We start from the raw sequence: 25734 nt of genomic DNA, 5'->3' as shown, positions 1-25734 counted from the left end.
TTACTGCCAGAGGCCGTTGTCCAGCGTGCCTAGCTGCTGCATCAGTTCACTGCGCGCTTCACGGATCCGGCGTTCATCCTGGGAATCAAGCACGTGCTGGAACTGTTTGGCCCAATGACCGATCTGTTCACGCATCTGCCCAAGGCTTTCCTGGTAGAGACGTTCAAGACGTGCAGTCAACACCGTGTTGACCTGCTGATCGCGGGGATGAATTTTCAACAGCGCCAGACCTTCCAGTCGCTGCTGAATCTCCTCGGGTGTAAGCACGCCGGGATTGTTTTCGATGACCAGTGAATGCTTGTCGCCCGTCAGCGGAATGACCACCTGGGCTTCGAGCAAACCGTTGTTGTCGTAGGTGAAACGCACATCAAGGGCGACTTCTCCGGCCTTGCGTTTCGGCACTTTGATGTCCAGTTCGCCCAGCGCCACGTTGTCTTTGACCAAGCGGCTTTCGCCCTGAAAGATCTTCAGCAGCACACGCTCCTGGTTATCTTGCAGCGTGTACACCGTCTTGACCCGGCTCACCGGCACGATGCTGTTGCGCTCGATGATCGGCAGGTAATGACCGCTTTCGTATTGCTGGCCGATTTGGGTAGTGGTCTCGATACCCAGTGTGTAGGAACAGACGTCCGTCAGCACCACTTCTTCCAGCGCTGCGGAGCGAGCTTTCAAAGCCGCCTGGATCGCCGCACCGTGGGCCACCACTTCGTCCGGATCGAGGCTGATCGAAGGGAAACGCCCAAACAGGCCAGCCGCCAGTTTGCGAACCAGCGGCATGCGTGTCGTACCGCCCACCAGCAGGATTTCGTCGAGATCACTGACGCGAATCCGCGCGTCTCTCAGGGCCCGCTCGATCGGTGTGCGCAGACGTTCCAGCAACGGCGTGTACAGCGTCGCCAGTTGGGGTTGGGTGATGGTTTGCGTCCATTGCTGGCCGTCGACCCGCAGGCTGAATTCGGCGCTGCTGTCCTGGCCCAGGGCTTTGCGCACACGCTCGGCCTCGCGACGCAACGGCTGGATGATGCCGGCGCGGTCAGGAAAATTATCGGTGTTGCGATGGTGTTCGAGAAAATGTTCCAGCAGCACGCTGTCGAAATCTTCGCCGCCCAGGAAGTTGTCGCCCGCGCTGGCGCGCACTTCCATGACCCCGTCGAAGAGCTCCAGGATCGACACGTCGAAGGTGCCGCCACCGAGGTCGAAAACCAGGAACGAGGTTTCCTTGTCCCGTTGGTGCAGCCCATACGCCAGCGCCGCCGCGGTCGGCTCGTTGATCAGTTTTTCAACCTTCAGGCCCGCCAGTTCACCGGCAATGCGCGTGGCCTTGCGCTGGGCGTCGCTGAAGTAGGCCGGCACGCTGATCACCGCTTCATGCACGGTTTCGCCGAAGGCCCGTTCGACATCTTCCTTCAGGCTTTTGAGCACCAGCGCCGACAACTCCTCGGGACGGAATGACCTGTCTCCCAGGCGTACTTCCGTGGCGCTGCCCATGTGCCGCTTGAACAGCGAAGCGGTCTGGCGCGGATGGGTGTGCAAACGCTCGCGGGCGGCCTGGCCGACCAACACGCGGCCCTGATCATCGAGACCCACCACGCTGGGAGTGAGGAACTGGCCCAAGGCATTGGGCACCAACTCGCTGGATTCTCCACGCCAAACGGCGACGAGGCTGTTGGTGGTGCCCAGGTCAATCCCTACGATCATTGCGATGAACTCCCTTTCCGGCCTGCAAAAAGTTGAAACAGATAATATTCGCGCAAGGATATTACCGGAGCAGCGGGGCGGTAAAGGAAAGTGATGGCACTGAGCTATTGTTTGCGACGGAACGTGGGGTAACCCTCCATTGACGGGTTACGGTTCTGGATACAGCCGAATTCATGAATGTAGGAGTGAGCCTGCTCGCGATGGCGGTGTATCAGTCAACATTATTAGTGACTGATACACCGCCATCGCGAGCAGGCTCACTCCCACAGTAGTTTTGCGGTGTTTTTTAGTGTGGAGTTACGGCATCACCGGCGGCGTATACGTCAGCGTCGTCCCTAACGCCCACAGCAGAAACAGCACCAGCGGCGTGTGCACCAGCAGTTGCACGAATGAAAAGCCGATCAAGTCCCGCGCCTTCAGCCCGAGCACGCCCAGCAGCGGCAGCATGTAGAACGGGTTGATCAGGTTCGGCAGGGCTTCCGCCGCGTTGTAGATCTGTACGGCCCAGCCCAGGTGGTAGTTCAGGTCGGTGGCCACTTGCATGACGTACGGCGCTTCGATGATCCATTTACCGCCGCCGGACGGGATGAAGAAACCGAGAATCGCCGAGTACACGCCCATCAGCAGCGCATAGGTGTCGTGGGACGCAATGCTGACGAAAAAGGTCGAGATGTGGTGGGCCAGGGTCTGAGCGTCGGAGCCTTTGACCGTGGTCATCAGCGCGGCAATCGAGCCGTAGAGCGGAAACTGAATCAGCACGCCGGTGGTGGTCGGCACCGCCCGGGACACGGCATCGAGGAAGCTGCGCGGACGCCAGTGCAGCAACGCGCCAAGCATGATGAACAGGAAGTTGTAAGTGTTCAGCCCCGAGATCGCGCTGATCGCCGGTTTGGTCGAAAACTCGTGGAACAACCATCCCGCCGCCAGCAGCACCAGCAGAATCGTCAGCAGCGGACTGTGTTCCAGCCATTCGCCGGGACGGGTGCGCGGTTGCAGCGGCGGCAGGTTGAAACTCGGGTCGATACCGCAGGCCTCAGCGTCGCGGGCCGTGTTCGGACCCGGAGCGGTGGCGTAGGCAATGATCAGCGAGATCACGATCAGTGCCAGCAACATGACGCCGGACTGCCAGAGAAAGATCGTTTGAGTGAACGGAATGACGCCCGTGATCGACAGAATCGACGGCGGCAGGCTGGCCGGGTTGGCCTGCAATTGCGCGGCGGACGACGACAGGCCCAAAGCCCACACGGCGCCAAGGCCCAGATAGGCTGCAGCCCCGGCGGCGCGGTAGTCCATTTTCAGATCGGTGCGGCGGGCGAGGGCACGCACCAGCAGGCCGCCGAATACCAGCGACAGGCCCCAGTTCAGCAGTGACGCAACCATGGAAATCAATGCAACCCAGGCCACGGCCGAGCGACCGTTTTTCGGGATCCGGGCCAAGCGGTCGATAAGCTTCACCGCGGGCGGCGAGCTCGCGACCACATACCCGCCGATCACCACGAACGCCATCTGCATGGTGAACGGGATCAGGCTCCAGAAACCGTCACCAAACGCCATCGCCGCATCGGTGGGTTTGGCGCCCATGAACAGGGTGGCCACGGCAACGATGATCACCGCCAGCGCGGCAAATACCCAGGAGTCGGGGAACCAGCGTTCAGCAAAACTTGAGCAGCGCAGGGCAAAGCGGGCGGAGCGGGTATCTTCGATATCAGCGGCCACGGGAGTACCTCGAATTTTTATGTTTATTGTGGTCTTTAGGGCGGCAAAGGCCCGTCTGGACAGGTGCCAACAGTAAATCAATCAGTCATATTTTGTGACGAAGATTAACCAGTCTGAGACTTTGGTCTAACGGGTTGTCCGTGGGCGCGTTTGCGTAGACCATGGGCGCCTTGGTTTTTTGCCCATGCCAGAGTTCTTTCATGACTGCCGACACCCACTCGCGCCCGGCGCCGTTCAGCCGCTCGGACTACAAGACCCTTGGCCTGGCGGCCCTTGGCGGCGCGCTGGAAATCTACGACTTCATCATTTTCGTATTTTTCGCGCTGACCCTCAGCCAGCTGTTCTTCCCGCCGGACATGCCCGAGTGGCTGCGCTTGCTGCAAAGCTTCGGGATCTTCGTCACGGGTTATCTGGCGCGGCCGTTGGGCGGGATTTTGATGGCGCATTTCGCCGACCGGCTGGGGCGCAAGAAGGTTTTCAGCCTGAGCATCCTGATGATGGCGCTGCCGTGCCTGCTGATCGGGATCATGCCGACCTACGCCCAGATCGGCTATTTCGCACCGCTGCTGCTGTTGGCGCTACGAGTCCTGCAGGGCGCGGCGGTGGGCGGCGAAGTACCGAGTGCCTGGGTGTTCGTCGCCGAGCACGCGCCGGCCGGGCATCGCGGTTATGCCCTTGGTTTCCTGCAGGCCGGGCTGACCTTTGGCTACTTGATCGGGGCCCTGACGGCGACTTTTCTGGCGCAGGCGTTCACCCCGGCGGAAATCCTCGATTACGCCTGGCGTTACCCGTTCCTGCTGGGCGGCGTGTTTGGGGTAATTGGAGTCTGGCTGCGCCGCTGGCTCAGCGAAACCCCGGTGTTCATCGCGATGCAGGCTCAGCGCGATGCCGCCGTCGAGCTGCCGCTGCGCACTGTCTTGCGTGAACATCGTCTGGCGATATTGCCGGCGATGATCCTCACTTGCGTGCTGACGTCGGCGGTAGTGGTGTTCGTCGTCATCACCCCGACCATGATGCAAAAGTCCTTCGGCATGACCGCCAGCCACACCTTCGCCTTGAGTGCCTTGGGCATTGTGTTCCTGAACATCGGCTGCGTACTCGCCGGGCTGCTCGTCGATCGCATCGGAGCCTGGCGCACGGTCATGCTCTACAGCCTGCTGCTGCCCCTGGGCATCGGCGTGCTCTATACGTGCCTGATCACCGGCGGCCAGTGGATTGGCTTGGCGTACGCGATTGCCGGCCTCGGTTGCGGGGTCGTCGGCGCGGTGCCGTCGGTGATGGTCAGCCTGTTTCCGGCGCGGATTCGCGTCTCGGGGATTTCCTTCACCTACAACATTGCCTACGCGGCGTGGGCGAGTATCACACCGCTGTTGCTGATCGGTCTGATGCCGTGGAGCCCTTGGATTTGCGTGATCTTCAGCGCGGCAATGGGCGCGGTGGGCGTGAGCAGCGCGGCGTTTTTCGGTGCGCGGATGCCACAGAGCGAACGCTGCCCGGCCGCTGGCGCGGCATGAATGAAAGCGCAACTATTTTTGTAGGACAACCCTGAAACACTCTTCAGAAAACATCCGCAAGGCCGATGGCTAGGCTGCATACCGCTTTCTATCCCTGTCCATCGGTGCTTTCCATGTTCAACAAACGCTTGAAGCAGGAGCTGTCGGCTCTTCGCGAAGAACTCTCCAGCCTTCAGCAAGTGAAGGAAAGTCTGGAAAGCGAGATGCTGGTCCTGACCCTGGATCCTGATGGACGGATTCAATCGGTCAACCAGAACTTCCTCGGCGAGATGCTCTACAAGAGCAGCGACCTGATTGGCCGGCACCTCGAAGACATCGTCCCGGCCCATGTGAAATCGGACGAATTCCACCGCCGCTTCAAGGCTGCGCTGACCCGTGGTGAGCACTTTGCCGGTGCCGTGCGCTTGCTGCGTGGCAATGGCCAGGAAGCCTGGCTGCGCTCGATCGCGCAGCCGGTGCGCTCTTCGCAAGGTCGGATCAAGCACTTTTCGATTTACTCCAGCGACCTGACCCGCACCATCGAGGCGTCCCGCGAACATGAAAACCTGATCGGCGCGCTGGTGCGTTCGACGGCGGTCATCGAGTTCGATCTTAGTGGCAACGTACTGGCGGCCAACGAGCGGTTCCTCAGCGGCATGGGTTACAGCCTGGCGCAGATCAAAGGTAAACATCACCGTACGTTCTGCGACCCGGAGGAGTACAACAGCGCTGAGTACCAGAATTTCTGGCGCCGCCTGAACGCCGGCGAGTTCGTGGCTGGCCGGTTCAAACGTGTGGACAACCACGGCCGTGTGGTCTGGCTGGAGGCGTCCTACAACCCGGTGGTGGACGCCAACAACACGCTCTACAAAGTGGTGAAGTTTGCCACGGTGATTACCGATCAGGTCAATCAGGAGCAGGCGGTCGCCGAAGCGGCCAACATTGCCTACAGCACCTCCCAGCAAACCGATCAAAGCGCCCAGCGCGGTACCGCCGTGGTGACTCAGGCGGTGGACGTGATGCGTGACCTGGCCAGGCACATGCAAACCGCCGGCGAAGGCATCGAAGCGCTGAACGAGCAATCGCTGGTGATTGGCACCATCGTCAAAACCATCAGCGGCATTGCCGAACAGACCAACCTGCTGGCGCTCAACGCGGCCATCGAAGCGGCGCGGGCCGGTGAACAGGGCCGGGGTTTTGCCGTGGTCGCAGACGAAGTCCGGCAACTGGCTTCGCGCACCAGCCAGGCCACCGATGAAATCGTTGGCGTAGTGCGCAAGAACCAGGACATGGCGCGCAATGCCGTGGCCCTGATGACCGACGGTCAACTCCAGGCTGAGCAAGGCCTGGCGCTGGCGGCGGAGGCGGGCACGGTGATCGTCGAGATCCAGGACGGCGCGCAGAAAGTGGTGAACGCGGTCGGGCAGTTTGCCAATCAGTTGGCGACTTGATACCTGACCTCCTAGTGGAAATCGCTACAATCGGCGTTTTCTCCAGGAGCAGCCCTCATGAGCGTTTCTCATCGCCGTCCGGTTCCTTTGTCCAAGGCTTATCGCTTGCTCAATCATGGGCCGACCGTGCTGGTCAGCGCGGCGCATGACGGTCAGCGCAATATCATGGCTGCCGCCTGGGCCATGCCGCTGGACTTCGAGCCGCCGAAAATCGCCGTGGTGCTGGACAAGTCCACCTGGACCCGACAGCTGCTGGAAGCGTCGGGAACCTTCGTGCTGAACGTTCCCTGCGCCGCACAGGCCGATATTGCACAGACCGTTGGTTCGACGTCGGGCCTGGAACTGACTCAGGGCCAGGGCCTGGACAAGTTTCAGGTCTATGGCCTGCAGACGTTCAGCGGTGAGCTGATCGACGCACCGATGCTTGAAGGTTGCGTCGCATGGCTGGAATGCCGACTGCTGCCAGAGCCCAATAATCATCAGCAATATGACCTGTTTGTGGCCGAGGTAATTGCCGCCCAGGCCGATGAGCGCGTGTTCAGCGAGGGCCGTTGGCACTTCGAAGGGCACGACGCATTACGCACCTTGCACCACGTGGCTGGCGGGCATTTCCTGACGATCGGCGACCCGGTGGACGGCAAGACTCTGCAGCCGTAAGCGCTTGCCGTTCACACCCATAAGTCATTCTGCGCCGTGCGTTCGCCACCTTCGCTGCCCGTGTTCAGCACACCCTTGGGTTCGATCAGCAGCAGTTTCACTTCCTGCGCGGCACAGGGTTTGTGCTCGACACCTTTGGGCACCACATACATTTCGCCCGCGTTCACCAGAACGTGGCCATCGCGAAAGTCGAGGCGCAATTGCCCTTCGAGAACGATGAAAGTTTCGTCGGTATCCAGGTGATCGTGCCAGATGAAATCCCCGAGCAGTTTCACAACCTTGAACTGGTAGTCGTTCATTTCGGCGATGACCCGGGGGCTCCAGTGCGAGTCGATCCGGGCGATTTTTTCAGCGAAGTTCAGGCTTTGGTAAGCGTTCATGAAGCAAGCTCTCGTGGTTGATCGTGACTCCACGATAGTCAGCACGACAGCAGGCTTCTTGTACGATTGTGCGCGGCTCAGCGGCGGTGCATTTTCATCCACCGGGCCGGCGACAGGCCGTATGTCTTGCTGAATTGCCGGGTCATGTGGCTCTGGTCGGTGAAGCCGGCGACCAGCGCGGCACTGACCAGTGACTGGCCCTGAATCAGCAGCGCTCGGACCAGATCCAGCCGGCGCATCGTCAGGTATCGATAAGGGCTGGTGCCGAACAACAGGCGAAAATCCCTCGACAGACTCCATCGATCCCGGCCGCTGTGTTGCGCCAGTTCGTCCAAAGTCACGGTTCGATCCAGGGCGCTGTGGATGAATTCCCGGGCGCGCTCCGCCGCCACGTAGTCGAAGCGCTGGCGTTTACCGGGTGCGCCGGAGACGGTGCTCAAGGCGTGTGCCAGATCGAACAACGCGTCCTGTTCTTCCAGCGGGTCGAACGGGTCATCCAGGCTTCGCATCAGCACATCGGTGGCGGCGAACAAGCGTGGATCAGTGGACAGGCCTGTCTTGATAAACGGCAATGGCTGGCCGCCGAGTATCTGTTGGATCAGCGCCGGCTCGATGTACATCATTCGGTAGTGAAAACCGCTGGCGGTGCCGGCCTCGCCATTGTGGAGTTCATCCGGGTGCAGGACCAAGGTGCCGCCCGGCAGACTGTGGCGCCATCCGCCGCGGTACTGAAAGCTCTGCACCCCCGCCAGCGTGCGGCCGATTGCATAGGTGTCGTGGCGATGAAGGTCGTAGCCGTGACCGGCAAAAAACGCCTCGATACGTTCCAGCCCGCCGATGTTGGGCGCGCGGTGAAACCAATCGATGGGAGGCGTGTGCTTGGCCATGGTGTCGTTGTCTTGAACTCAATATAAAACACGGTAACCCAATGACCGGCCACCTGTCTGCTGGCCGACAAAACCCGTGAGGCTGGTAGAAAACAACGGGCAAATGTTGCAAGGTGTTGAGCATTCTCAGCAGCCTGTAAGCCGTCACGCGCGGCTGCGTAATGATCGTTCGTTGAGGTGAATGGAATGAGAAAACTGCGGGTAGGCATTATTTTTGGTGGTCGTTCGGCGGAGCATGAAGTGTCGCTGCAGTCGGCGAAAAACATTGTTGATGCGCTGGATCGGTCGCGCTTCGAGCCGGTGCTGATCGGTATCGACAAGCAAGGCCATTGGCACCTCAACGACCCTTCGAATTTCCTGCTCAATCAGGAAAACCCGGCCCTGATCGCCCTCAACCAGTCCAACCGGGAACTGGCCGTGGTACCGGGCAAGGCCAGTCAGCAATTGGTGGAAACGTCCAGTCAGGAATTGCTGGGTCATGTCGATGTGATCTTCCCGATCGTGCACGGGACGATGGGTGAAGACGGTTGCCTGCAAGGCTTGCTGCGTATGGCAGATTTGCCATTTGTCGGCTCCGACGTGCTCGGCTCGGCGGTGTGCATGGACAAGGACATCAGCAAACGCCTGCTACGTGACGCCGGGTTGGCGGTCACGCCGTTCGTGACCCTGACCCACGCCAGCGCCGCGCGCACCGGGTTCGCCGAGGTCCAGGGCAAACTCGGCCTGCCGCTGTTCGTCAAACCGGCGAACCAGGGGTCATCCGTGGGCGTCAGCAAGGTCAGCGACGAAGCCGAGTACACGGCGGCAGTTGAACTGGCCTTGGGTTTCGATGAAAAAGTCTTGATCGAATCCGCCGTCAGCGGCCGCGAGATCGAGTGCGCCGTACTCGGCAACGAGCACGCCATCGCCAGCGGTTGTGGCGAGATCATGGTGCGCAGCGGTTTCTATTCCTACGACAGCAAATACATAGACGCTCAAGCGGCAGAGGTCGTGGTGCCGGCCAATATCAGCCTTGATGCCAGCGAGCGCATCCGTGCCTTGGCCGTCGAAGCGTTTCAAGTATTGGGCTGCTCCGGGCTGGCGCGGGTCGATGTGTTCCTGACCGACAGCGGCGAAGTGCTGATCAACGAAATCAACTCGTTGCCCGGCTTCACCCGAATTAGCATGTATCCCAAACTCTGGCAGGCCACCGGCATGACGTACAGCGAGCTGGTCAGCCGCTTGATCGATCTGGCGCTGGAGAAGCACAAGGCACGGCAAGCGCTGAAGATCACTCGCTAAGCGGGGTGCGACTATTCAATCAAGGATTTATGGATGAGCGATTCAACGGTGTACCTGTTTTCCTACGGCACCTTGCAGGACAAAGCCGTGCAACTGGCCAACTTCGGGCGCGAACTGACCGGCAGTGCCGACGAGATGCTGGGGTACGAGCAGTCCTGGGTTGAAATCACCGACCCTGAGGTGTTGGCCACCAGCGGCAAGACCCACCACCCGATTCTTCGTCCGGGCAGCGCCAGCAGCACGCCGATTCCAGGGATGGTGTTCAAGATCACACCGGAGGAACTGGCTGCCGCCGATAGCTATGAAGTGTCGGATTACAAGCGTGTCAGTGTGGTTCTGAAATCCGGGATTGAAGCGTGGGTGTACGTGAGCGCCTAGTTACGCAACACGCTGTTATCCCGAATGATGAATAAAAGCAGTGAACGCGGAAGTCGTCATAAAGCTCGATGGTGGCAGCGAGGTTTGTTCGATCGTTACCCGGGAGGCCGTTGCAGAACTGGAATTGGCGGTGGGCGTGAGTGCGACGTCGCTGATTGAGGCGTCGCAAATTATTGTGGGTGTGCCGGCGTGATTTGTCTTCAAGGGATTTCTAGTGGGGCAGGGATGAAACCTTGCTCCCTAAGTCCCTTGATTACACCTCGGATCAAGTAATTGTTCGAGAACCCGATGGTGTATTGCCTTGCTCCTTCGTTGATTGGAAGGAGCATTCCTTGGCTAACCAGTTTTTTGATCAGATAAGTGCGTTGGCTAGCTGACAGATTCGGTAGCGTCTTTGCCAGATCGGAAGATTTAACAACGCCTTCAGTGATTGCTGTATCCAGAACAGCCTCTTCTGTTTTAGTAATCCACTCGCGCTGACGAGCGAATTCGACTGCAGGCGAAAGAATTGAGTGTTTGAGGTAGGCATAGTCAGTGAGTCGGTCCACCTTGGCAATCTCATCCTTAACGCCTTCCAACACATAGACGCACCATGTTTCGAGACCTGCTTTCGCCCCGGTATCTGCTACACCAAGCATCGCGTAATAGCGCTCACGGTCGTTACAGAAAACGGCTGTCGGGTTCAGCACTCTCCCGCCTGTGTTTACGTTAAATCCATATTTCATCAGGAGTGCGTAGGTGAGTAGACGCACCACACGCCCATTACCATTTCCGAAAGGGTGAATCCATCCGAATCTATGATGAGCCAGGGCAACTTTCATAAGATCGTACTTTGGCAAGTCATCGTGATTCACAAAGGCTACGAGTTCTTCCATGTAGCCTGGGACCTGAATGGCTTCGGGTGGTAGGTGTTCAGATTGTGCAATACGTACAGGAGTTTGACGGTAGGCACCTGGAGTTCTATCGCCTTCGCGCTCCAGTTCCTGGACCGTCATCGCATGGATTTCTCGAATAATCCGCTCCGTCAAAGGCTCGCCTGGACGCATGATTTCTTCGATGTAGTTCATGGCTTTTTCGATGTTGGCCACTTCACGTAACTGATCGCTATCAGCTGCCTTACCCTCAATTTTATTGTCCAGGTAGTCGGCCAAGGTTGTGTGGTTACCCTCGATCCGTGCCGATCCCAGGCTTTCCAGTGTGTGAAAAATCGCCTTCAGTTGGAAAAACACCGGTGCGGGCGTATCCCCCTTCTAGCCGCAATCTTCGTAGGTGCTCCAACTCGCTCAATACGTCTACCAATGGGGAGTCGAATGTTGGATTCAGCAGTTGAAGATCATGGTGGGAAAATTCAGGCATATGGAAATTTTCTCTAGGTGCTCGGATGGTTATCTCTAATGAGGCCCTCAATAGGCCCTATTTATAGGGGTATTTTTCAGTTCGGTGTAAAAATTATCTGTAATAGATCTCTGTGTTAAGTCGAAAACTGTAAGCAGATAAGTGAAAAACGCATCCCAGGTACAATGATGGAAAGCCTCATACTCTTCAGTAGTCAGTAAAAAATCATAAAAAAGGCCTACCTCCCGGTAAGCCTTTTCCACCCTCAGTAGGACTCAATCCCCCAACGCCGCTCCCTCACGCCGAGGATCGGCCCCACCCGCCAACGACGCTTTCCCCTGTGCATCCTTTACCCGAACAATCGCCTGGGTGCCGCTGGTCATGTCGATCTCGTTCACGCTGTGCCCTTTGTCTTTCAACGCCTGAATCAACCCAGCACTGAACTGGCCTTCTTCCAGCTCCGTCGGGCCGTTGCGGCTGCCGAAGTTGGGCAGGCTGATGGCTGCTTGCGGATCGAGGTTCCAGTCGAGCAGGCCGATGGTGGATTTGGCGACGTATTCGATGATTTGCGAACCGCCGGGCGAACCGAGGGTGGCGAGGAATTCGCCGCTCTGGCGATCGAAAATCAGCGTCGGGGCCATGGACGAGCGTGGGCGTTTGCCGGGTTCGACACGGTTGGCGACTTTCTGCCCGTTTTCTTCGGGGATGAACGAGAAGTCGGTCATCTGATTGTTGAGCAGGAAGCCCTGCACCATCACGTGCGAACCGAACGCGGATTCGACGGTGGTGGTCATGGACACTGCGCCACCTTCGTCATCGACCGCCACCACTTGCGAGGTAGAGATGCGCAGCGGCGAGCGATCCGGCGCGTAGGCGACCTGAATGCCCGGCGGGGTCCCGGGTTTGGCCGTGCCCATGCTGCGATCGCCGATCAGGGCTGCGCGGCTGGCCAGATACGTCGGGTCCACCAGGCCTTTGACAGGGACGGGCACAAAGTCGGCGTCGGCCAGATAGAGCGCGCGGTCGGCGTAGGCCAGGCGTTCGGCTTCGGAAATCAGGTGTACGGCTTCAGGCGTCGGCTCGGTGCCGGCGGGTGTGTCAGTCTTGAGCGGTTTCATTGAAGCCAAGGCAAAGCGCGGATCGCGAGCCTCCAGCGCCTGGAGTGTGCCGAGGATCTGCGCCACGGCGACTCCGCCCGACGACGGCGGCGGCATGCCGCAGACCTGCCAGCGTTTATAGTCGGTGCACAACGGCGCGCGCTCCTTGGCCTTGTAGCCTTGGAGATCGTTCAGCGACAGGCTGCCGGGGTTGGTGTGGCCCTGTACCTTGGCGACGATTTCTTGCGCAACCGGCCCTTTGTACAGCGCATCCGGCCCTTCTTTGGCGATGCGTTTGTACACCGCGGCTAGCGCCGGGTTTTTCAGCTGAGTACCGGCCGCTTTCGGGCTGCCATCCGCATTCAGGAAATACGCCACCATGTCCGGCGAGCGGCGCATGGACGAGTCTGAAGCGATCAGCTGATGCAGACGCGGCGAGATGGCGAAGCCTTGCTCCGCGAGTTTGATGGCTGGTTCGAACAGCTGCGCCCACGGCAGTCGACCGTGTTTCTGATGAGCCAGCTCAAGCGCTCGCAACACGCCCGGTGTTCCCACCGAGCGACCCCCAATCTGCGCCTGGGTGAAGGCCATCGGTTTGCCGTCGGCCTGTAGGAAAAGCTTCTCTGTAGCGCCGGCCGGTGCGGTTTCGCGACCGTCGTAAGTACGCACATTCTTGCCATCCCACAACACAATCAACGCGCCGCCACCAATGCCCGAGGATTGTGGTTCCACCAGCGTCAACACCGCTTGCATGGCAATCGCGGCATCAATCGCCGAACCACCCAGACGCAGCATTTCCCGGCCGGCTTCGGCTGCCAGAGGGTTGGCCGCCGCCGCCATGTGTTTCGAGGCGTGCCGGGTTTGCAGGTCGGTGCGATAACCCGAGGCGACTTCCGGCGCGACCGGCAACTTTGAAGTCGGCGGGGCGTTGCAGGCAGCGAGGGTCAGCGCGGTGGCGATCAGCGACAAGGCTGACAGGCGATAGCGGCTCAAGTGGAAGGCTGAAAGCACGTGGGGCACTCCGTCCGTGGGAAAAGATCAGGGGACTTTATCGGCCGACAGGGCGAGGTGCAAACCACGGACTACAGCAAAGACGCTTTTGTCCTTCATCAGTCAACGGATTTTCTGTAGGGTCGAGGGAACAGACGAGCCAGAAGATCAACAAGAGGCAGCCATGCAGACCGAGTTTCCCACTCAGCCGAGTTACCGCACACAACGTGAGCAATTCCTCGCGGCAGCGACCGCGGCCGGAGCGACGCTGACCGAGTATCCGCACCCACTCAAGGGGCCATTCGGCGAGTCCCTGAGCACCGATGTGGCGGTGTTGGGCGATCCGGATGCCGAGCGACTTCTGATCGCGTTGAGCGGCACGCACGGGGTGGAAGGCTTCTACGGTTCCGGTTGTCAGATCAAGTGGATGCAGGAGTTGGGCAAGCGTTCACTGCCGGCCGATGTCGCGGTGGTGATGATCCACCTGATCAATCCCTGGGGCACCGCGTGGCTGCGCCGGGTCAACGAAGACAACATCGACCTGAACCGCAATCACCTGAACTTTACGCGCCCGCTGCCGGACAATCAGGCTTACGCCGCGCTGCATGAAATCTATGCCTTCACGGAGTTGCGAGGCCCTGAGCGTGACCGCGCCGACGCCTTGCTCGACGGGCAGATTCGCGAACATGGCTGGCCGGCGGTGATGTCGATTGTCGAGGGCGGCCAGCACAGTCATCCCGATGGCCTGTTTTACGGCGGGCTGGCGCCGAGCTGGTCGAACCGCACGCTGCACGAAATCATGCAAAAGCATATTGCCCACGCCGAGGTCGCGATGTGTTTCGACTTGCACACCGGTGCGGGCGAGTACGGTCATCCGATGTTGCTGACCATCACCGAGGCCGCTTATCCCGCGCTGCCTGATGCGCAGGCCATCTACGGTCCGTGGCTCTACACGTTGCTGACCGGTGCCGATACCTTGAGTGAAACCGGTGTTGCAGCCACCGCGACTGGCTATACCTCGCAGGCACTGATCAATGCGCTGCCGCAGGTAAAACTGATGCCATTTGTGATCGAGTGCGGGACGTATCCGGGGGCGGACGTTCATCGTCATTTGCGCGATGACCACTGGCTGCACCTGCACGGCAATCCGAGTGATGCGGTGGGGCGTGAGATCAAACTGAATCTGCTGGAGCAATTCTATCCCGCCGACAGCGACTGGCAGGCGATGGTTTGGCTGCGGACCTGGCAGATTTGGGAGCGAGCGTTGTCGGCCTTGCCGACGGTTCGTTCCTGACGTGCTGTTCCAGGCACTTTTCTCGAGGCATAAAAAAACGGCCTACCTTTCGGTAAGCCGTTTTTAGTACTTGGTGGCTACACAGGGACTTGAACCCCGGACCCCAGCATTATGAATGCTATGCTCTAACCAACTGAGCTATGTAGCCAAGTGGCGCGCATTATTCACCGGTAATGCAGATGCGTCAAGCGTAAATCTAAAATATTTCTCTACGCTTTCAACCGCTTATCCACCTGAGCCGAAAATCGGACCGGGGGAGGGCGTCAACTGAGCTGAAATCTCCCGGTATTGGCACTCAGGGCCTTGCTGCCCTGGCTCAAGGTGTCCGCTGCCAGGTTCACCGCCCGCGCGCCTTCGAGCAATCTTACCGCGGCCTGATCGACTTGCTGGATGTTGCCGCTGACTTCATCGGCAGTACTGGCCTGTTCCTCTACTGCCGTGGCGATTTGCGCCAGGGTGTCGGTAACGCCTTGCACCGCGTGGGCAATTTCCCCGAGGCGTTCACCTAAACCGGTCACCGACTGGGCATCACTTTGTGCCTGGCTACAGGCCGCTTCCATCAGGCTGACTGCCTCATTCACCGTGCTGCGCAGGCTGTCGACTGTGCCGGCGATCTGCGCCGTGGAGGACTGAGTGCGTTGCGAGAGGCTGCGCACTTCATCTGCCACGACTGCAAAGCCACGACCCTGCTCACCAGCGCGAGCCGCCTCGATCGCCGCGTTGAGTGCCAACAGGTTGGTCTGCTCGGCCACGCCGCGAATGGTGTCGACCACCAATTGAATCTGCTGGCCTTGTTCGCTGACCCGCCCGAGTGCCGCTGCCGTGTCATTCAAACGTTGGTTGAGCTGCTGAATGCTTGCCGTGGTGCGCTGACTGTCGCGACTGCTGTCGGCCGCAATCCGTTGGGTGTGTTGAGCGCTGCCGGACGCTTGTTCACAACTCTGAGCGACCCCTTGAGAGGTCGCCGCCAATTGCGTGGCCGCTGCGGCGATCTGGCTGATCTGCAATTGCTGCGCTTCAACTTCACCGAGGGCGCCGCTGGAGTGATGGTTGAGGGTGCGCACCGCATTGCTCACCTGCAAGGTTTCGTGATCGACCCCCAGCAAACTGTTGCGCAGTTGCACCACGGCGACATTCAGCGCGGTGCTGATGGCCGCCAGTTCATCGCGGCCCTGCACAGGCACTTGCAGGCTGAGATTGCCGTCGCGCAACGCCTCGGCCAGCAAGGTGATGCCGCTGGCGCTGCGACGGATCGAGGCCTGCAAGCAGATGAACAGGTACAGCGCGGCCAGCAGCAGGCAGCCAAAGATCGTTGCCACCAGAATGAACTGGCGGATCGCCGAGCCGTGGTAGTAATCCAGGCGCTGATCCAGCGAAACCAATGACTGTTGGCGCAGCGAGGCAAGGTCGGTGAGCAGGCTGTCGAGGCTGCGTTCGAACTCTTCCGGCTTGAGCTTGATGCTGCCGCCAAAAACACCGTCATCGAGGACTTTCAGTTCGGCATCCAGATGCTTGAGGCTGTCCTGGTATTGCCCGGCCCAGCTTTGCAAGGCGCTGGGAAGGCGTGCTTCCAGAAGGCTGGCGGTTTTCACCAACTGCTCCCGGGCATCGCCGATACGGCTGCGCAAGTCACGCAATTGCAGGCGGCTTTGCAGGGTGAACTGTCCGGACACCACAGATGCCTGACCGACACTGGCCAGGCGGCCAACCCGCTCAATCAGGTCCGGCGCATGTTGCGTCGAGATTTGCGTCAGCAGATAGGTTTCCAGCCACGGCGCGAGCGTCAGGCGATTGTCCATGGCGATCTGCTCGCGCAAGGCTTGCAGTGCACTCAAGGCATTGGTGAAACGATCGTAGCCATCCGGCCACCAACCGACGCTGTTCAGGCTTTTCGAGTCCAGGCCGTTGAGCGCGGTTTGCAGGGCCTGATAACGGGACAGGGTTTCGCCCTCGGCGCCTTCGGTTTTAAGCGCATTACCGAGGTCCGTGGTGGCTTGGGCGACGGCAGGTTGAACCGCATCGAACGCGGCCATCGCGGCAAGGGTCGCCGGTGTTGGCTGGCGATTGGTTTCCGTTGCGCGCCAGCGGGCAGCGCGGTCACGTTGGGCGGCGAGCAAGTTGTCGAGCGCATCCAGGGCGAGCAGTTGACGAACGCCGGCCCGTTCGCCGGAGATCAGGTTCAGTTTGGCGCGATAGTCCTGACCGATCATCAACAGGCTGCCTGCCAGCGGCAGGATAAACAGCAGAAACAACAACTGAAATTTGCGTGCGAAGCCAAAACGCCCCAGCAATCCGATCCCCGGTGATAAAAAAGCCTGCATGCCCCATGACTCCTCTGGACACCACGCACCATTGGCGTGCGTCGGGGTCGTTGCGACCGCGACTTGTGCCCCTTTAAAAGGCCTCGAAAGTTCACCCTTGTCAGCTCTGTAGGCCGACTCTGTGGCGAAACTTCCCATTCTCGGTCCCCTTTGTAAGGGGCCGCGTTGAAGCGGATTAACAAGGCAAGATTCAGACCATGGCGTTGCGCTATCACCTTCTTGGCGATGAATGTCGAGGTCGTTAGCAGGCTAAGGGGATGGCGCTGTCGCACTGAAAAATGGCACATTGACGCACCTGCCCGTGTGCACCCATCTGTTGTACGGAAACTCTCATGGCTATTACGAACGCTCAGACCGGCGCGACGTCGGCACCCGCGACTCCACAAAGCAGTCCTCTGGTCATGCGCATCATCGGCGCGGTGGCGCTGGCGCATTTGATCAACGACCTGATTCAGTCGGTACTGCCGTCGATTTATCCGATGCTCAAGGCCAACTATGGCCTGACCTTCACCCAGGTTGGATTGATAACCCTGACCTTTCAGCTGACCGCGTCATTGTTGCAGCCATGGGTCGGTTATCACACCGATCGCCATCCCAAACCCTGGCTGCTACCGGCAGGGACGGTCTGTACGCTGATCGGCATTTTGATGATGTCGGTGGTCGGCAGCTTCCCGATGATTCTGTTGGCGGCAGGGTTGATCGGCATCGGCTCGTCGACCTTTCACCCGGAAGCCTCTCGTGTGGCGCGGTTGGCCTCGGGTGGGCGATTCGGCCTGGCGCAATCGACCTTTCAGGTCGGCGGTAATGCCGGTTCAGCGTTTGGTCCATTGCTGGCGGCGGCGATCATCATTCCATTCGGTCAGGGTCACGTGGCCTGGTTTGGCTTGTTCGCTGTGTTTGCGCTGTTTGTGCTCTATCGGATCAGCCGCTGGTACGCCAACCACTTGAACCTGTTCAAGCTCAAACAAGGTCAGGCAGCGACGCACGGCCTTTCAAAACGCCGGGTCATCAGTGCGCTGGTGGTGCTCGGTCTGCTGGTGTTCTCCAAGTATTTCTACATGGCGAGCTTCACCAGCTACTTCACCTTCTACCTGATCGAGAAGTTCGACCTGTCGGTGGCCAGTTCGCAGCTGCATCTGTTCCTGTTCCTGGGCGCAGTGGCGGCGGGGACGTTCTTCGGTGGTCCGATTGGCGACAAGATCGGGCGTAAGGCGGTGATTTGGTTTTCGATCCTTGGTGTTGCACCGTTCACTTTGATCCTGCCTCACGTTGATCTGTTCTGGACCAGCATTCTCAGTGTGGTGATCGGCTTTATTCTGGCTTCGGCGTTCTCGGCGATCGTGGTTTATGCGCAGGAACTGGTGCCAGGAAATGTCGGGATGATTGCCGGGGTATTCTTTGGGTTGATGTTCGGTTTCGGCGGGATTGGCGCGGCGTTGCTGGGGCATCTGGCGGATGTTCACGGCATCGAATACGTGTACTTCCTGTGCTCGTTCTTGCCGTTGTTTGGCGTGTTGGCGATCTTCCTGCCAAGAACCAGAAAGGTCTGAACCAACACAATTCCCTTTGTGGGAGTGAGCCTGCTCGCGATTGCGGTCGAACATTCTACGACTATGTTGACTGACAAAACGCTATCGCGAGCAGGCTCACTCCCACAGTGGATTGATGGCATGGCGGATAAGCCTGTCAGGCACAAAAAAGCCGCGTATCAAACGCGGCTTTTTCTTGGGCGGCTGCTTCGTTCTAAAAACTTAGACGTTGAAACGGAAGTGCATCACGTCGCCGTCTTTGACGATATAGTCCTTGCCTTCCAGGCGCCATTTACCGGCTTCTTTGGTGCCGGCTTCGCCCTTGTACTGGATAAAGTCGTCATAAGCGATGACTTCGGCGCGGATGAAGCCCTTTTCGAAGTCGGTGTGGATCACGCCGGCGGCTTGTGGTGCGGTAGCACCGACGCGGACGGTCCAGGCGCGGACTTCTTCGACACCGGCGGTGAAGTAGGTCTGCAGGTGCAGCATTTCGTAGCCAGCGCGAATCACGCGGTTCAGACCTGGCTCTTCAAGGCCCAGGGCCTCGAGGAACATGTCTTTCTCTTCACCGTCATCCAGTTCGGCGATTTCGGCTTCGATCTTGTTGCAGACCGGAACCACCATGGCGCCTTCTTCTTCGGCGATGGCCTTGACGATGTCCAGCAGCGGGTTGTTCTCAAAACCGTCTTCAGCGACGTTAGCGATGTACATGACCGGCTTGGTGGTCAGCAGGTGGAAACCACGAATCACCGCCTTATCGTCGGCGCCCATGGTCTTCATCAGGGTGCGCGCTGGCTTGCCGAGAGTGAAGTGAGCGATCAATTGCTCCAGCAGGCCTTTCTGGACCACGGCGTCCTTGTCACCACCCTTGGCGTTGCGGGCAACTTTCTGCAGTTGCTTCTCGCAGCTGTCGAGGTCGGCGAAGATCAGTTCCAGGTCGATGATCTCGATGTCGCGTTTCGGGTCGACGCTGTTGGAGACGTGAATCACGTTCTCGTCTTCGAAGCAGCGGACCACGTGAGCGATGGCATCGGTCTCGCGGATGTTGGCGAGGAATTTGTTGCCCAGGCCTTCACCTTTCGAGGCGCCGGCTACCAGGCCTGCGATGTCGACGAATTCCATGGTGGTCGGCAGGATGCGCTTTGGATTGACGATGGCTGCCAGGGCTTCCAGACGCGAATCCGGCATCGGCACGATGCCGGTGTTCGGCTCGATGGTGCAGAAGGGGAAGTTCTCGGCCGCGATCCCGGATTTGGTCAGGGCGTTGAACAGGGTGGACTTGCCGACGTTAGGCAGACCGACGATGCCGCAATTGAATCCCATGGTGTTTCCCCTCGGATTAGAGTCAGGCCTTCTGGCTGTGCAGGTTTTTCATCGCGCGGTTCCATTCACCGGCGAGGATATCCGGCAGCACGCCGAGGGCAAAGTCGATGCTGGCATCGAGTTTTTCCTGTTCGGCGCGTGGCGCACGACCCAGGACGAAATTTGAAACCATACTGGCAACGCCCGGGTGGCCAATGCCAAGCCGCAAGCGATGAAAGGTATTCTGATTGCCCAGTTGCGCAATGATGTCGCGCAACCCGTTGTGACCGCCGTGGCCGCCGCCCTGTTTGAGTTTGGCAACGCCCGGTGGCAGGTCCAGTTCGTCATGCGCCACGAGGATTTCTTCAGGCGTAATGCGGAAGAAACCGGCGAGTGCCGCGACGGCCTGGCCGCTGCGGTTCATGTACGTGGTGGGAATCAGCAGACGAACATCCTGACCCTGATGCGAATAGCGCCCGGTCAGGCCGAAATATTTGCGGTCCGCCACAAGGTTTACGCCTTGTGCGTTCGCGATGCGCTCAACAAAAAGGGCCCCTGCGTTATGCCGGGTCTGTTCGTATTCAGCGCCTGGATTTCCCAGGCCAACGATCAGTTTAATGGCAGTCACGATAGGGGCCCTTCCTTGGAGTGGTGGATAACATCGTCGCAATCATGTGTGCGGCGAAAGTGGACGATAAGTGCTCATTTACCATTATGTAAACTCCGCGTTCTCGCCCGCTTTCTCGCTACGTTCTAGTCCGCGATGTTACCGGTCACTCCGGCGAACAGAGTGAAATTACTCTGCTGCGCCTTCTTCAGTAGCTTCTGGAGCAACACGTGGAGCGTGGACATTGGCAACAGCCTTGTCATCGCCGTGTGCCAGAGCAACAAACTCAACGCCTTTAGGGGCTTTGAGGTCAGACAGGTGAATGATCGAGCCGATTTCAGCGTTAGCCAGGTCGACTTCGATGAATTCAGGCAGGTCTTTTGGCAAGCAGGTCACTTCGATTTCCGAAACAACGTGCGAAACTTCGCCGCCTTTCTTGATCGGAGCTTCTTCACCAACAAAGTGTACAGGCACGGTAGCGGTCAGTTTCTGGCCAGCTACAACGCGTACGAAGTCAGCGTGCAACACGTGGCCTTTGGCCGGGTGACGCTGCAGGGCTTTGATGATTACGTTTTGCTTGGTGCCGCCAACGTTCAGCTCGATGATGTGGCTGTAAGCCGCTTCGTTTTCGAGCAGTTTGGCAACTTCTTTAGCCAGCATGCTGATGGATTCAGGGGCTTTTTCGCCACCGTAAACTACAGCTGGTACCAGGCTTGCGAGACGACGCAGGCGGCGGCTCGCACCTTTCCCCAGGTCGGAACGCACTTCAGCATTCAGAGTAAAATCGTTCATGTTGTATCTCCAAAATAACCACATTCGCCCCAGCGGTTGCGACCAGCGCTAAAGGCGATATGGGCAAAAAAGCCCCGCCCCGACAGTAATGCCGGGGCGGGGCGCTTTTCGTCAACGAGACAGTCGAGAAGGGCAGGGCCCTTAACGGAACATCGCGCTGATCGATTCTTCGTTGCTGATGCGGCGGACCGCCTCGGCAACTACCGGCGCGATATCCAGTTGACGGATACGCGAGCAGGCTTGAGCAGCAGCGGACAACGGGATGGTGTTAGTCACCACCAGTTCGTCCAGCATGGAATTTTCAATGTTTTCGATCGCCCGACCGGACAGCACAGGGTGTGTGCAGTAGGCGAAAACCTTGGCAGCGCCATGCTCTTTCAGGGCCTTCGCCGCGTGGCACAGAGTGCCGGCGGTATCGACCATGTCATCGACCAGAATACAGGTACGCCCTTCGACATCACCGATGATATGCATCACTTCAGAGTGATTGGCTTTCTCACGGCGTTTGTCGATGATCCCGAGATCCACGCCCAGGGATTTGGCAACAGCACGTGCACGCACGACGCCGCCAATGTCCGGGGACACGATCATCAGGTTTTCGAAGCGCTGATCTTCAATGTCATCCACCAGAACCGGGGAGCCGTAGATGTTATCTACCGGAATATCGAAGAAACCCTGGATTTGGTCAGCATGCAGATCGACCGTGAGAACACGATCGATGCCGACTACGGTAAGCATGTCAGCAACGACTTTCGCGCTGATAGCCACACGTGCGGAACGCGGACGGCGATCCTGACGGGCATAACCAAAGTAAGGAATAACAGCAGTGATACGAGTAGCCGAGGAGCGGCGGAAGGCATCAGCCATCACTACCAGTTCCATCAGGTTATCGTTGGTCGGAGCGCAAGTCGGCTGAATAATGAAGACATCTTTACCGCGGACGTTTTCATTGATCTCGGCAGTAATTTCGCCGTCGGAGAACTTACCGACAGAGATGTCACCGAGAGGGATATGCAGCTGACGTACAACACGCCGAGCCAGATCGGGGTTAGCGTTCCCCGTAAAGACCATCATCTTGGACACGCGCAGTACCTAGAGGCTGAGGGTAACCTGGATGAGTATAGAAAATGGCAGGGGCGGCTGGATTCGAACCAACGCATGGCAGGATCAAAACCTGCTGCCTTACCGCTTGGCGACGCCCCTGTATCTGTTGCAACGATTACCCAGTAATCGGTTCCTTTAGAGCAGACTTTGCAGCTTGCGATGCAACATCGAAACGTTGCTTCCTTTTGCTACAAACCCTGTAAGGGTCTCTGTAAGAAGGGCCGAGACTTTATCAGCTTCAGCTTTGCTTGGGAAGCCCCCAAACACACAACTTCCAGTTCCGGTGAGTTTTGCTTCGGTAAAATTACCTAACAAATTCAATGCGTTACGTACATCTGGATAACGCCTTGCTACCACCGGTAAGCAGTCATTTCGACTGTTTCCCTTGGGAACGGGGCGCACTTTAATGGGAGAAGAGTTACGTGTCAACAACGGATCTGAAAAAATTTCTGCTGTACTTACAGAGACTTGCGGCACCAGCACGACATACCACGGTTCTTCGGGGTCTACAGGGGTGAGTTTCTCCCCTACGCCTTCGGCAAAAGCCGCGTGGCCACGCACGAAAACCGGGACGTCGGCCCCCAGTGTCAGGCCCAGCGCGGCCAGTCGATCCTCATCCCAATCCAGCTGCCAGAGATGATTCAGGCCGAGCAAAGTCGTCGCGGCATTTGAACTGCCGCCGCCGATTCCACCGCCCATGGGCAGAATTTTTTCGATCCAGATGTCGATGCCGAGCGAACAACCGGATTGCTCCTGAAGTTTTTTCGCGGCTTTGACGATCAGGTTGCTGTCGTGAGGAACGCCGACGAATTCGGTGTGCAACCGAATCACGCCGTCGTCGCGCACGGCGAAGGTGATTTCATCGCCATAGTCGAGAAACTGAAAAATCGTCTGCAACTCGTGATAACCGTCTTCACGACGACCGAGGATGTGCAGCATCAAATTGAGTTTGGCCGGGGAGGGTAGCGTCAAGCGTGGAGCAGTCATGTTCACTGCCCCAGTTTGCGTGGTTGCCATTCCTTGATCACCAGCGTGACATCAAGGTCGGTGCCGTGCAGTTTGATCCGCTCGGGCAGCCAGTAGCCGTTTTGCTCGGCGTAACTGAGGTATTCCACTTGCCAGCCATCCTGTTCGAGGTTGGCCAGGCGGCTGTCGGCATCCAGGGTCAGGCGACTTTTGCTGTCCGGCGCTGGTAGTCCGCGAACCCACCAGGCCAGATTGGACACCGGTAGCTTCCAGCCGAGCTGTTCTTCGACCAGCGCTTCGGGAGTCGTGGCGTCATAACGGCCCTGATTGGCCACTTCCAGTGAGACTTTGCCGGGGCGACCGGTCAAGCGAGCAGCGCCGCGACCCAATGGGCCAGACAGCCGGATGTCGTAGTAGTCCTGTCGCTGCAACCAATACAGCGTGCCGCTGCCCGAATCTTTTGGCGCGCGGATGCCGATCTTGCCGTTGATCTGCCAGCCATCGAGGCCGGTCAGCTGTTGTTTGTACTCGCGCCATTGGGCCGGGTTGCCTTGACCCTGGACCGATTCGCGGGCGCCGAAACCCGCGCAACCGGCGAGCAGGGCGATGAAGCTGAAAACAATGAGGTGGCGCAAAAACATAATCTTAAAGAGTCTCTGATCCGGTCAGGCGCTTGATGGTGCTGCGCAGAATTGGGCTGTCGGGTTGTTCCTTGAGGAACTTGCCCCAGATTTGCTTGGCTTCGCGTTGCTTGCCATTGGCCCACAGGACCTCGCCCAGGTGAGCGGCAACTTCCTGGTCGGGAAAACGCTCCAGGGCCTGACGCAGGTAGCGCTCGGCTTCATCGAGGTTGCCCAGGCGGAAGTGCACCCAGCCGAGGCTGTCGAGGACCGCCGGGTCTTCCGGGTTGATCTGGTGCGCTTGTTCGATCAGGGCCTTGGCTTCGGCATAACGCGTCGTACGGTCGGACAGGGTGTAGCCGAGGGCATTCAGCGCCATCGCATTGTCCGGGTCGCGCTTGATGATCAGGCGCAGGTCTTTTTCCATCTGCGCCAGGTCATTGCGTTTTTCCGCCTGCATGGCGCGGGTGTAAAGCAGGTTCAGATCGTCCGGGTACTTTTGCAGCGCGGTTTGCAGAACCTGCCAGGCCTTGTCGGGCTGCTTGTTGGCAGACAAGGTCTCGGCTTCGATCAGGTACAACTGAATCGCGTAATCAGGTTGCTCGTCGCGTTCGGTTGCCAGACGGCGCTGCGCTTCAGCGGTCTTGCCATTGTTGATCAGGATGTCGGTCTGGCGCAGTTGCGCGGGCAGATAGTCATTGCCCGGGCCGACCTGGGCGTACTCGATCAGTGCGCCTTGCGGATCGTTGCGCTCTTCCGCGATACGGCCGAGGTTCAGGTGCGCCGAATCGACATGGCTTTCCCGGGCAATCAGATCTTCCAGGTAACCTTTGGCCTCGTCCCAGGCCTTGGCTTCCAGGCACACAAGCGCCAGGGAGTAACGCAGTTCGTCGTCTTCCGGGTATTGCTGAACCAGGCTTGAGAACTCGACCTTGGCGTCATCCATGCGGTCCTGTTCAACCAGCATGCGCGCATACGTCAGGCGCAGGCGTTTGTCGTCCGGGTACTTCTTGATGTTTTTTTGCAGCAGCGGCAAGGCTTCGTCGCCACGATTGAGCCCTTGCAACAGGCGCGCACGCAGCAGGATCGGGGCAATTTCGCCGTCGTCCGGTGGATTGTCCTCCAGCAGGGTCAGCGCGCCTTTGGTGTCACCGTCCTGTTGCAGCAGCAAGGCCTTGCCGAAAATCAACTGGCTGTTGTTCGGGTGGCGCAGCAATAAACGGTCAAAACTTTTCATCAAGCCGTTGCGGGTGTCCTGGTCGGTATCGGCCGCGGACAGGGCGAGGAAGTCGAAATGCGTGTCGCCTTTGCCGAGCAGGACTTTCTCCATATAGACCATGGAGTCGTCATAACGCCCTGCGCGCGCCAGCTGCACGGCAGCCGCCCGTTGCGCTTCGAGATCGTCCGGGGCGTTTTTTGCCCAGATCAACGCGGTGTCCAGGGCGGCCTGATCGGCGCCCAGGTACTCGGCGATGCGGAAGGCCCGCTCGGAGATGCCCGGATCCTGAGTATTGATGGCCTGGGTCACGTAGTTGTCCAGGGCAATGTCGAAACGATTGCGCTGGCCAGCCAGTTCGGCGCTCAACAGGCTGAAGACGGTTTCTTCACTGAATGAGCTGTAAACCTTGGGCTTTTCAGGGGCCGGAGTGCTGTCTTCGACCGGCGGCGTACCGTCCGACGAAACGGGTGCCAAGACCTGGCAGCCGCTGAGGAAGACAAAAGCGAGGAGCAACGCGGAAGATCTATTCATATAGGAAGAGGACGACTAACCTGCGGTCGGATCATCATGACACAAGCCTTCGGCCAAACATAACCGAGTCTCGATGGATGCCTTTA

At 58.9% G+C, this 25734-nt stretch carries 20 protein-coding genes, 2 tRNA genes and 3 pseudogenes; 9 read left to right on the top strand and 16 right to left on the bottom strand.

Annotated features, from left to right (window positions below; genetic code table 11):
• Both ACA070_RS26060 and ACA070_RS26055 read right to left on the bottom strand, forming a co-directional pair.
• On the bottom strand, positions 1 to 1698 hold the full coding sequence (locus ACA070_RS26060) for a molecular chaperone HscC (protein WP_497448892.1): 1698 nt from the start codon (positions 1696 to 1698) through the stop codon (positions 1 to 3).
• A gap of 297 nt (positions 1699 to 1995) precedes the next feature.
• Entirely contained in the window at positions 1996 to 3414 is a 1419-nt protein-coding gene (locus ACA070_RS26055; RefSeq protein WP_497448891.1) for a short-chain fatty acid transporter, read from the bottom strand.
• Positions 3415 to 3614: 200 nt separating this feature from the next.
• Here ACA070_RS26055 and ACA070_RS26050 point away from each other — a divergent pair, with 200 nt between their 5' ends.
• The 4 genes and pseudogenes from ACA070_RS26050 (at position 3615) to ACA070_RS26035 (ending at position 7015) form a co-directional block, all read left to right on the top strand.
• A complete protein-coding gene (locus ACA070_RS26050; RefSeq protein ID WP_497448890.1) occupies positions 3615 to 4928 on the top strand; it encodes an MFS transporter in 1314 nt (437 codons plus the stop codon).
• 65 nt (positions 4929 to 4993) lie between these two features.
• Positions 4994 to 5770, top strand: a pseudogene (locus tag ACA070_RS26045) (PAS domain-containing protein); the annotation flags it as partial.
• Entirely contained in the window at positions 5750 to 6358 is a 609-nt protein-coding gene (locus tag ACA070_RS26040) for a methyl-accepting chemotaxis protein (RefSeq protein WP_497452024.1), read from the top strand. The pseudogene ACA070_RS26045 and the gene ACA070_RS26040, both read left to right, overlap by 21 nt.
• Before the next feature lie 57 nt (positions 6359 to 6415).
• Entirely contained in the window at positions 6416 to 7015 is a 600-nt protein-coding gene (locus ACA070_RS26035) for a flavin reductase family protein (RefSeq protein ID WP_497330868.1), read from the top strand.
• An 11-nt stretch (positions 7016 to 7026) separates the two neighbouring features.
• On the opposite strand, the gene ACA070_RS26030 is transcribed toward ACA070_RS26035, so the two are convergent.
• Positions 7027 to 7395, bottom strand: a complete 369-nt coding sequence (locus tag ACA070_RS26030) for a cupin domain-containing protein (protein ID WP_497448889.1) — start codon at positions 7393 to 7395, stop codon at positions 7027 to 7029.
• A 77-nt stretch (positions 7396 to 7472) separates the two neighbouring features.
• Positions 7473 to 8282: an AraC family transcriptional regulator gene (locus ACA070_RS26025; protein WP_497448888.1), complete on the bottom strand. Its 810-nt coding sequence runs from the start codon at positions 8280 to 8282 to the stop codon at positions 7473 to 7475.
• Between the two features lie 186 nt (positions 8283 to 8468).
• On the opposite strand from ACA070_RS26025, the gene ddlA reads away from it, so the two are divergent.
• The 3 genes and pseudogenes from ddlA to ACA070_RS26010 form a co-directional block, all read left to right on the top strand.
• Positions 8469 to 9563: a D-alanine--D-alanine ligase gene (gene ddlA / locus ACA070_RS26020; protein WP_497448887.1), complete on the top strand. Its 1095-nt coding sequence runs from the start codon at positions 8469 to 8471 to the stop codon at positions 9561 to 9563.
• A 33-nt stretch (positions 9564 to 9596) separates the two neighbouring features.
• The gene (locus ACA070_RS26015) at positions 9597 to 9941 is read left to right on the top strand and encodes a gamma-glutamylcyclotransferase family protein (protein ID WP_497448886.1); all 345 of its coding nucleotides are present in this window, start codon (positions 9597 to 9599) and stop codon (positions 9939 to 9941) included.
• Positions 9942 to 9978: 37 nt separating this feature from the next.
• A pseudogene (locus ACA070_RS26010) lies at positions 9979 to 10134 on the top strand (TOBE domain-containing protein); the annotation flags it as partial.
• 7 nt (positions 10135 to 10141) lie between these two features.
• On the opposite strand, the pseudogene ACA070_RS26005 reads toward ACA070_RS26010, so the two are convergent.
• Positions 10142 to 11297 (bottom strand): annotated as a pseudogene (locus tag ACA070_RS26005) (Fic family protein).
• A gap of 254 nt (positions 11298 to 11551) precedes the next feature.
• Complete coding sequence (gene ggt / locus ACA070_RS26000) at positions 11552 to 13384, bottom strand: gamma-glutamyltransferase (RefSeq protein WP_497448885.1); 1833 nt, start codon at positions 13382 to 13384, stop codon at positions 11552 to 11554.
• 163 nt (positions 13385 to 13547) lie between these two features.
• Here ggt and ACA070_RS25995 point away from each other — a divergent pair, with 163 nt between their 5' ends.
• Complete coding sequence (locus ACA070_RS25995; protein WP_497448884.1) at positions 13548 to 14657, top strand: DUF2817 domain-containing protein; 1110 nt, start codon at positions 13548 to 13550, stop codon at positions 14655 to 14657.
• Positions 14658 to 14728: 71 nt separating this feature from the next.
• Here ACA070_RS25995 and ACA070_RS25990 read toward each other — a convergent pair.
• Positions 14729 to 14805, bottom strand: a tRNA-Met gene (locus ACA070_RS25990).
• Between the two features lie 115 nt (positions 14806 to 14920).
• On the bottom strand, positions 14921 to 16978 hold the full coding sequence (locus tag ACA070_RS25985; protein ID WP_497448883.1) for a methyl-accepting chemotaxis protein: 2058 nt from the start codon (positions 16976 to 16978) through the stop codon (positions 14921 to 14923).
• A 332-nt stretch (positions 16979 to 17310) separates the two neighbouring features.
• Between ACA070_RS25985 and ACA070_RS25980 the strand changes: the two genes are divergently transcribed.
• The gene (locus ACA070_RS25980) at positions 17311 to 18528 is read left to right on the top strand and encodes an MFS transporter (RefSeq protein WP_497448882.1); all 1218 of its coding nucleotides are present in this window, start codon (positions 17311 to 17313) and stop codon (positions 18526 to 18528) included.
• 201 nt (positions 18529 to 18729) lie between these two features.
• Here the strand turns inward: ACA070_RS25980 and ychF are convergent, their stop codons facing one another.
• The 8 genes from ychF to ACA070_RS25940 form a co-directional block, all read right to left on the bottom strand.
• Positions 18730 to 19830: a redox-regulated ATPase YchF gene (gene ychF, locus ACA070_RS25975; RefSeq protein ID WP_134419017.1), complete on the bottom strand. Its 1101-nt coding sequence runs from the start codon at positions 19828 to 19830 to the stop codon at positions 18730 to 18732.
• A gap of 22 nt (positions 19831 to 19852) precedes the next feature.
• Complete coding sequence (gene pth / locus ACA070_RS25970; RefSeq protein WP_008153430.1) at positions 19853 to 20437, bottom strand: aminoacyl-tRNA hydrolase; 585 nt, start codon at positions 20435 to 20437, stop codon at positions 19853 to 19855.
• Between the two features lie 168 nt (positions 20438 to 20605).
• The gene (locus tag ACA070_RS25965; RefSeq protein WP_046053454.1) at positions 20606 to 21208 is read right to left on the bottom strand and encodes a 50S ribosomal protein L25/general stress protein Ctc; all 603 of its coding nucleotides are present in this window, start codon (positions 21206 to 21208) and stop codon (positions 20606 to 20608) included.
• Positions 21209 to 21349: 141 nt separating this feature from the next.
• Complete coding sequence (locus tag ACA070_RS25960; protein ID WP_003208392.1) at positions 21350 to 22291, bottom strand: ribose-phosphate pyrophosphokinase; 942 nt, start codon at positions 22289 to 22291, stop codon at positions 21350 to 21352.
• A 45-nt stretch (positions 22292 to 22336) separates the two neighbouring features.
• Positions 22337 to 22411: transfer RNA gene (locus ACA070_RS25955), tRNA-Gln, on the bottom strand.
• Between the two features lie 36 nt (positions 22412 to 22447).
• On the bottom strand, positions 22448 to 23299 hold the full coding sequence (gene ispE / locus ACA070_RS25950; RefSeq protein ID WP_497448881.1) for a 4-(cytidine 5'-diphospho)-2-C-methyl-D-erythritol kinase: 852 nt from the start codon (positions 23297 to 23299) through the stop codon (positions 22448 to 22450).
• A 2-nt stretch (positions 23300 to 23301) separates the two neighbouring features.
• Positions 23302 to 23919: a lipoprotein insertase outer membrane protein LolB gene (lolB, locus tag ACA070_RS25945; protein ID WP_131059495.1), complete on the bottom strand. Its 618-nt coding sequence runs from the start codon at positions 23917 to 23919 to the stop codon at positions 23302 to 23304.
• A gap of 4 nt (positions 23920 to 23923) precedes the next feature.
• Complete coding sequence (locus tag ACA070_RS25940) at positions 23924 to 25648, bottom strand: tetratricopeptide repeat protein (protein ID WP_497448880.1); 1725 nt, start codon at positions 25646 to 25648, stop codon at positions 23924 to 23926.
• Positions 25649 to 25734 lie beyond the last annotated feature (86 nt).

The sequence above is a fragment of the Pseudomonas sp. LBUM1678 genome (genome assembly GCF_059695575.1).
Note: the sequence above shows the minus strand (reverse complement) of the source record. Positions and strands in the feature narration are given on the sequence as shown.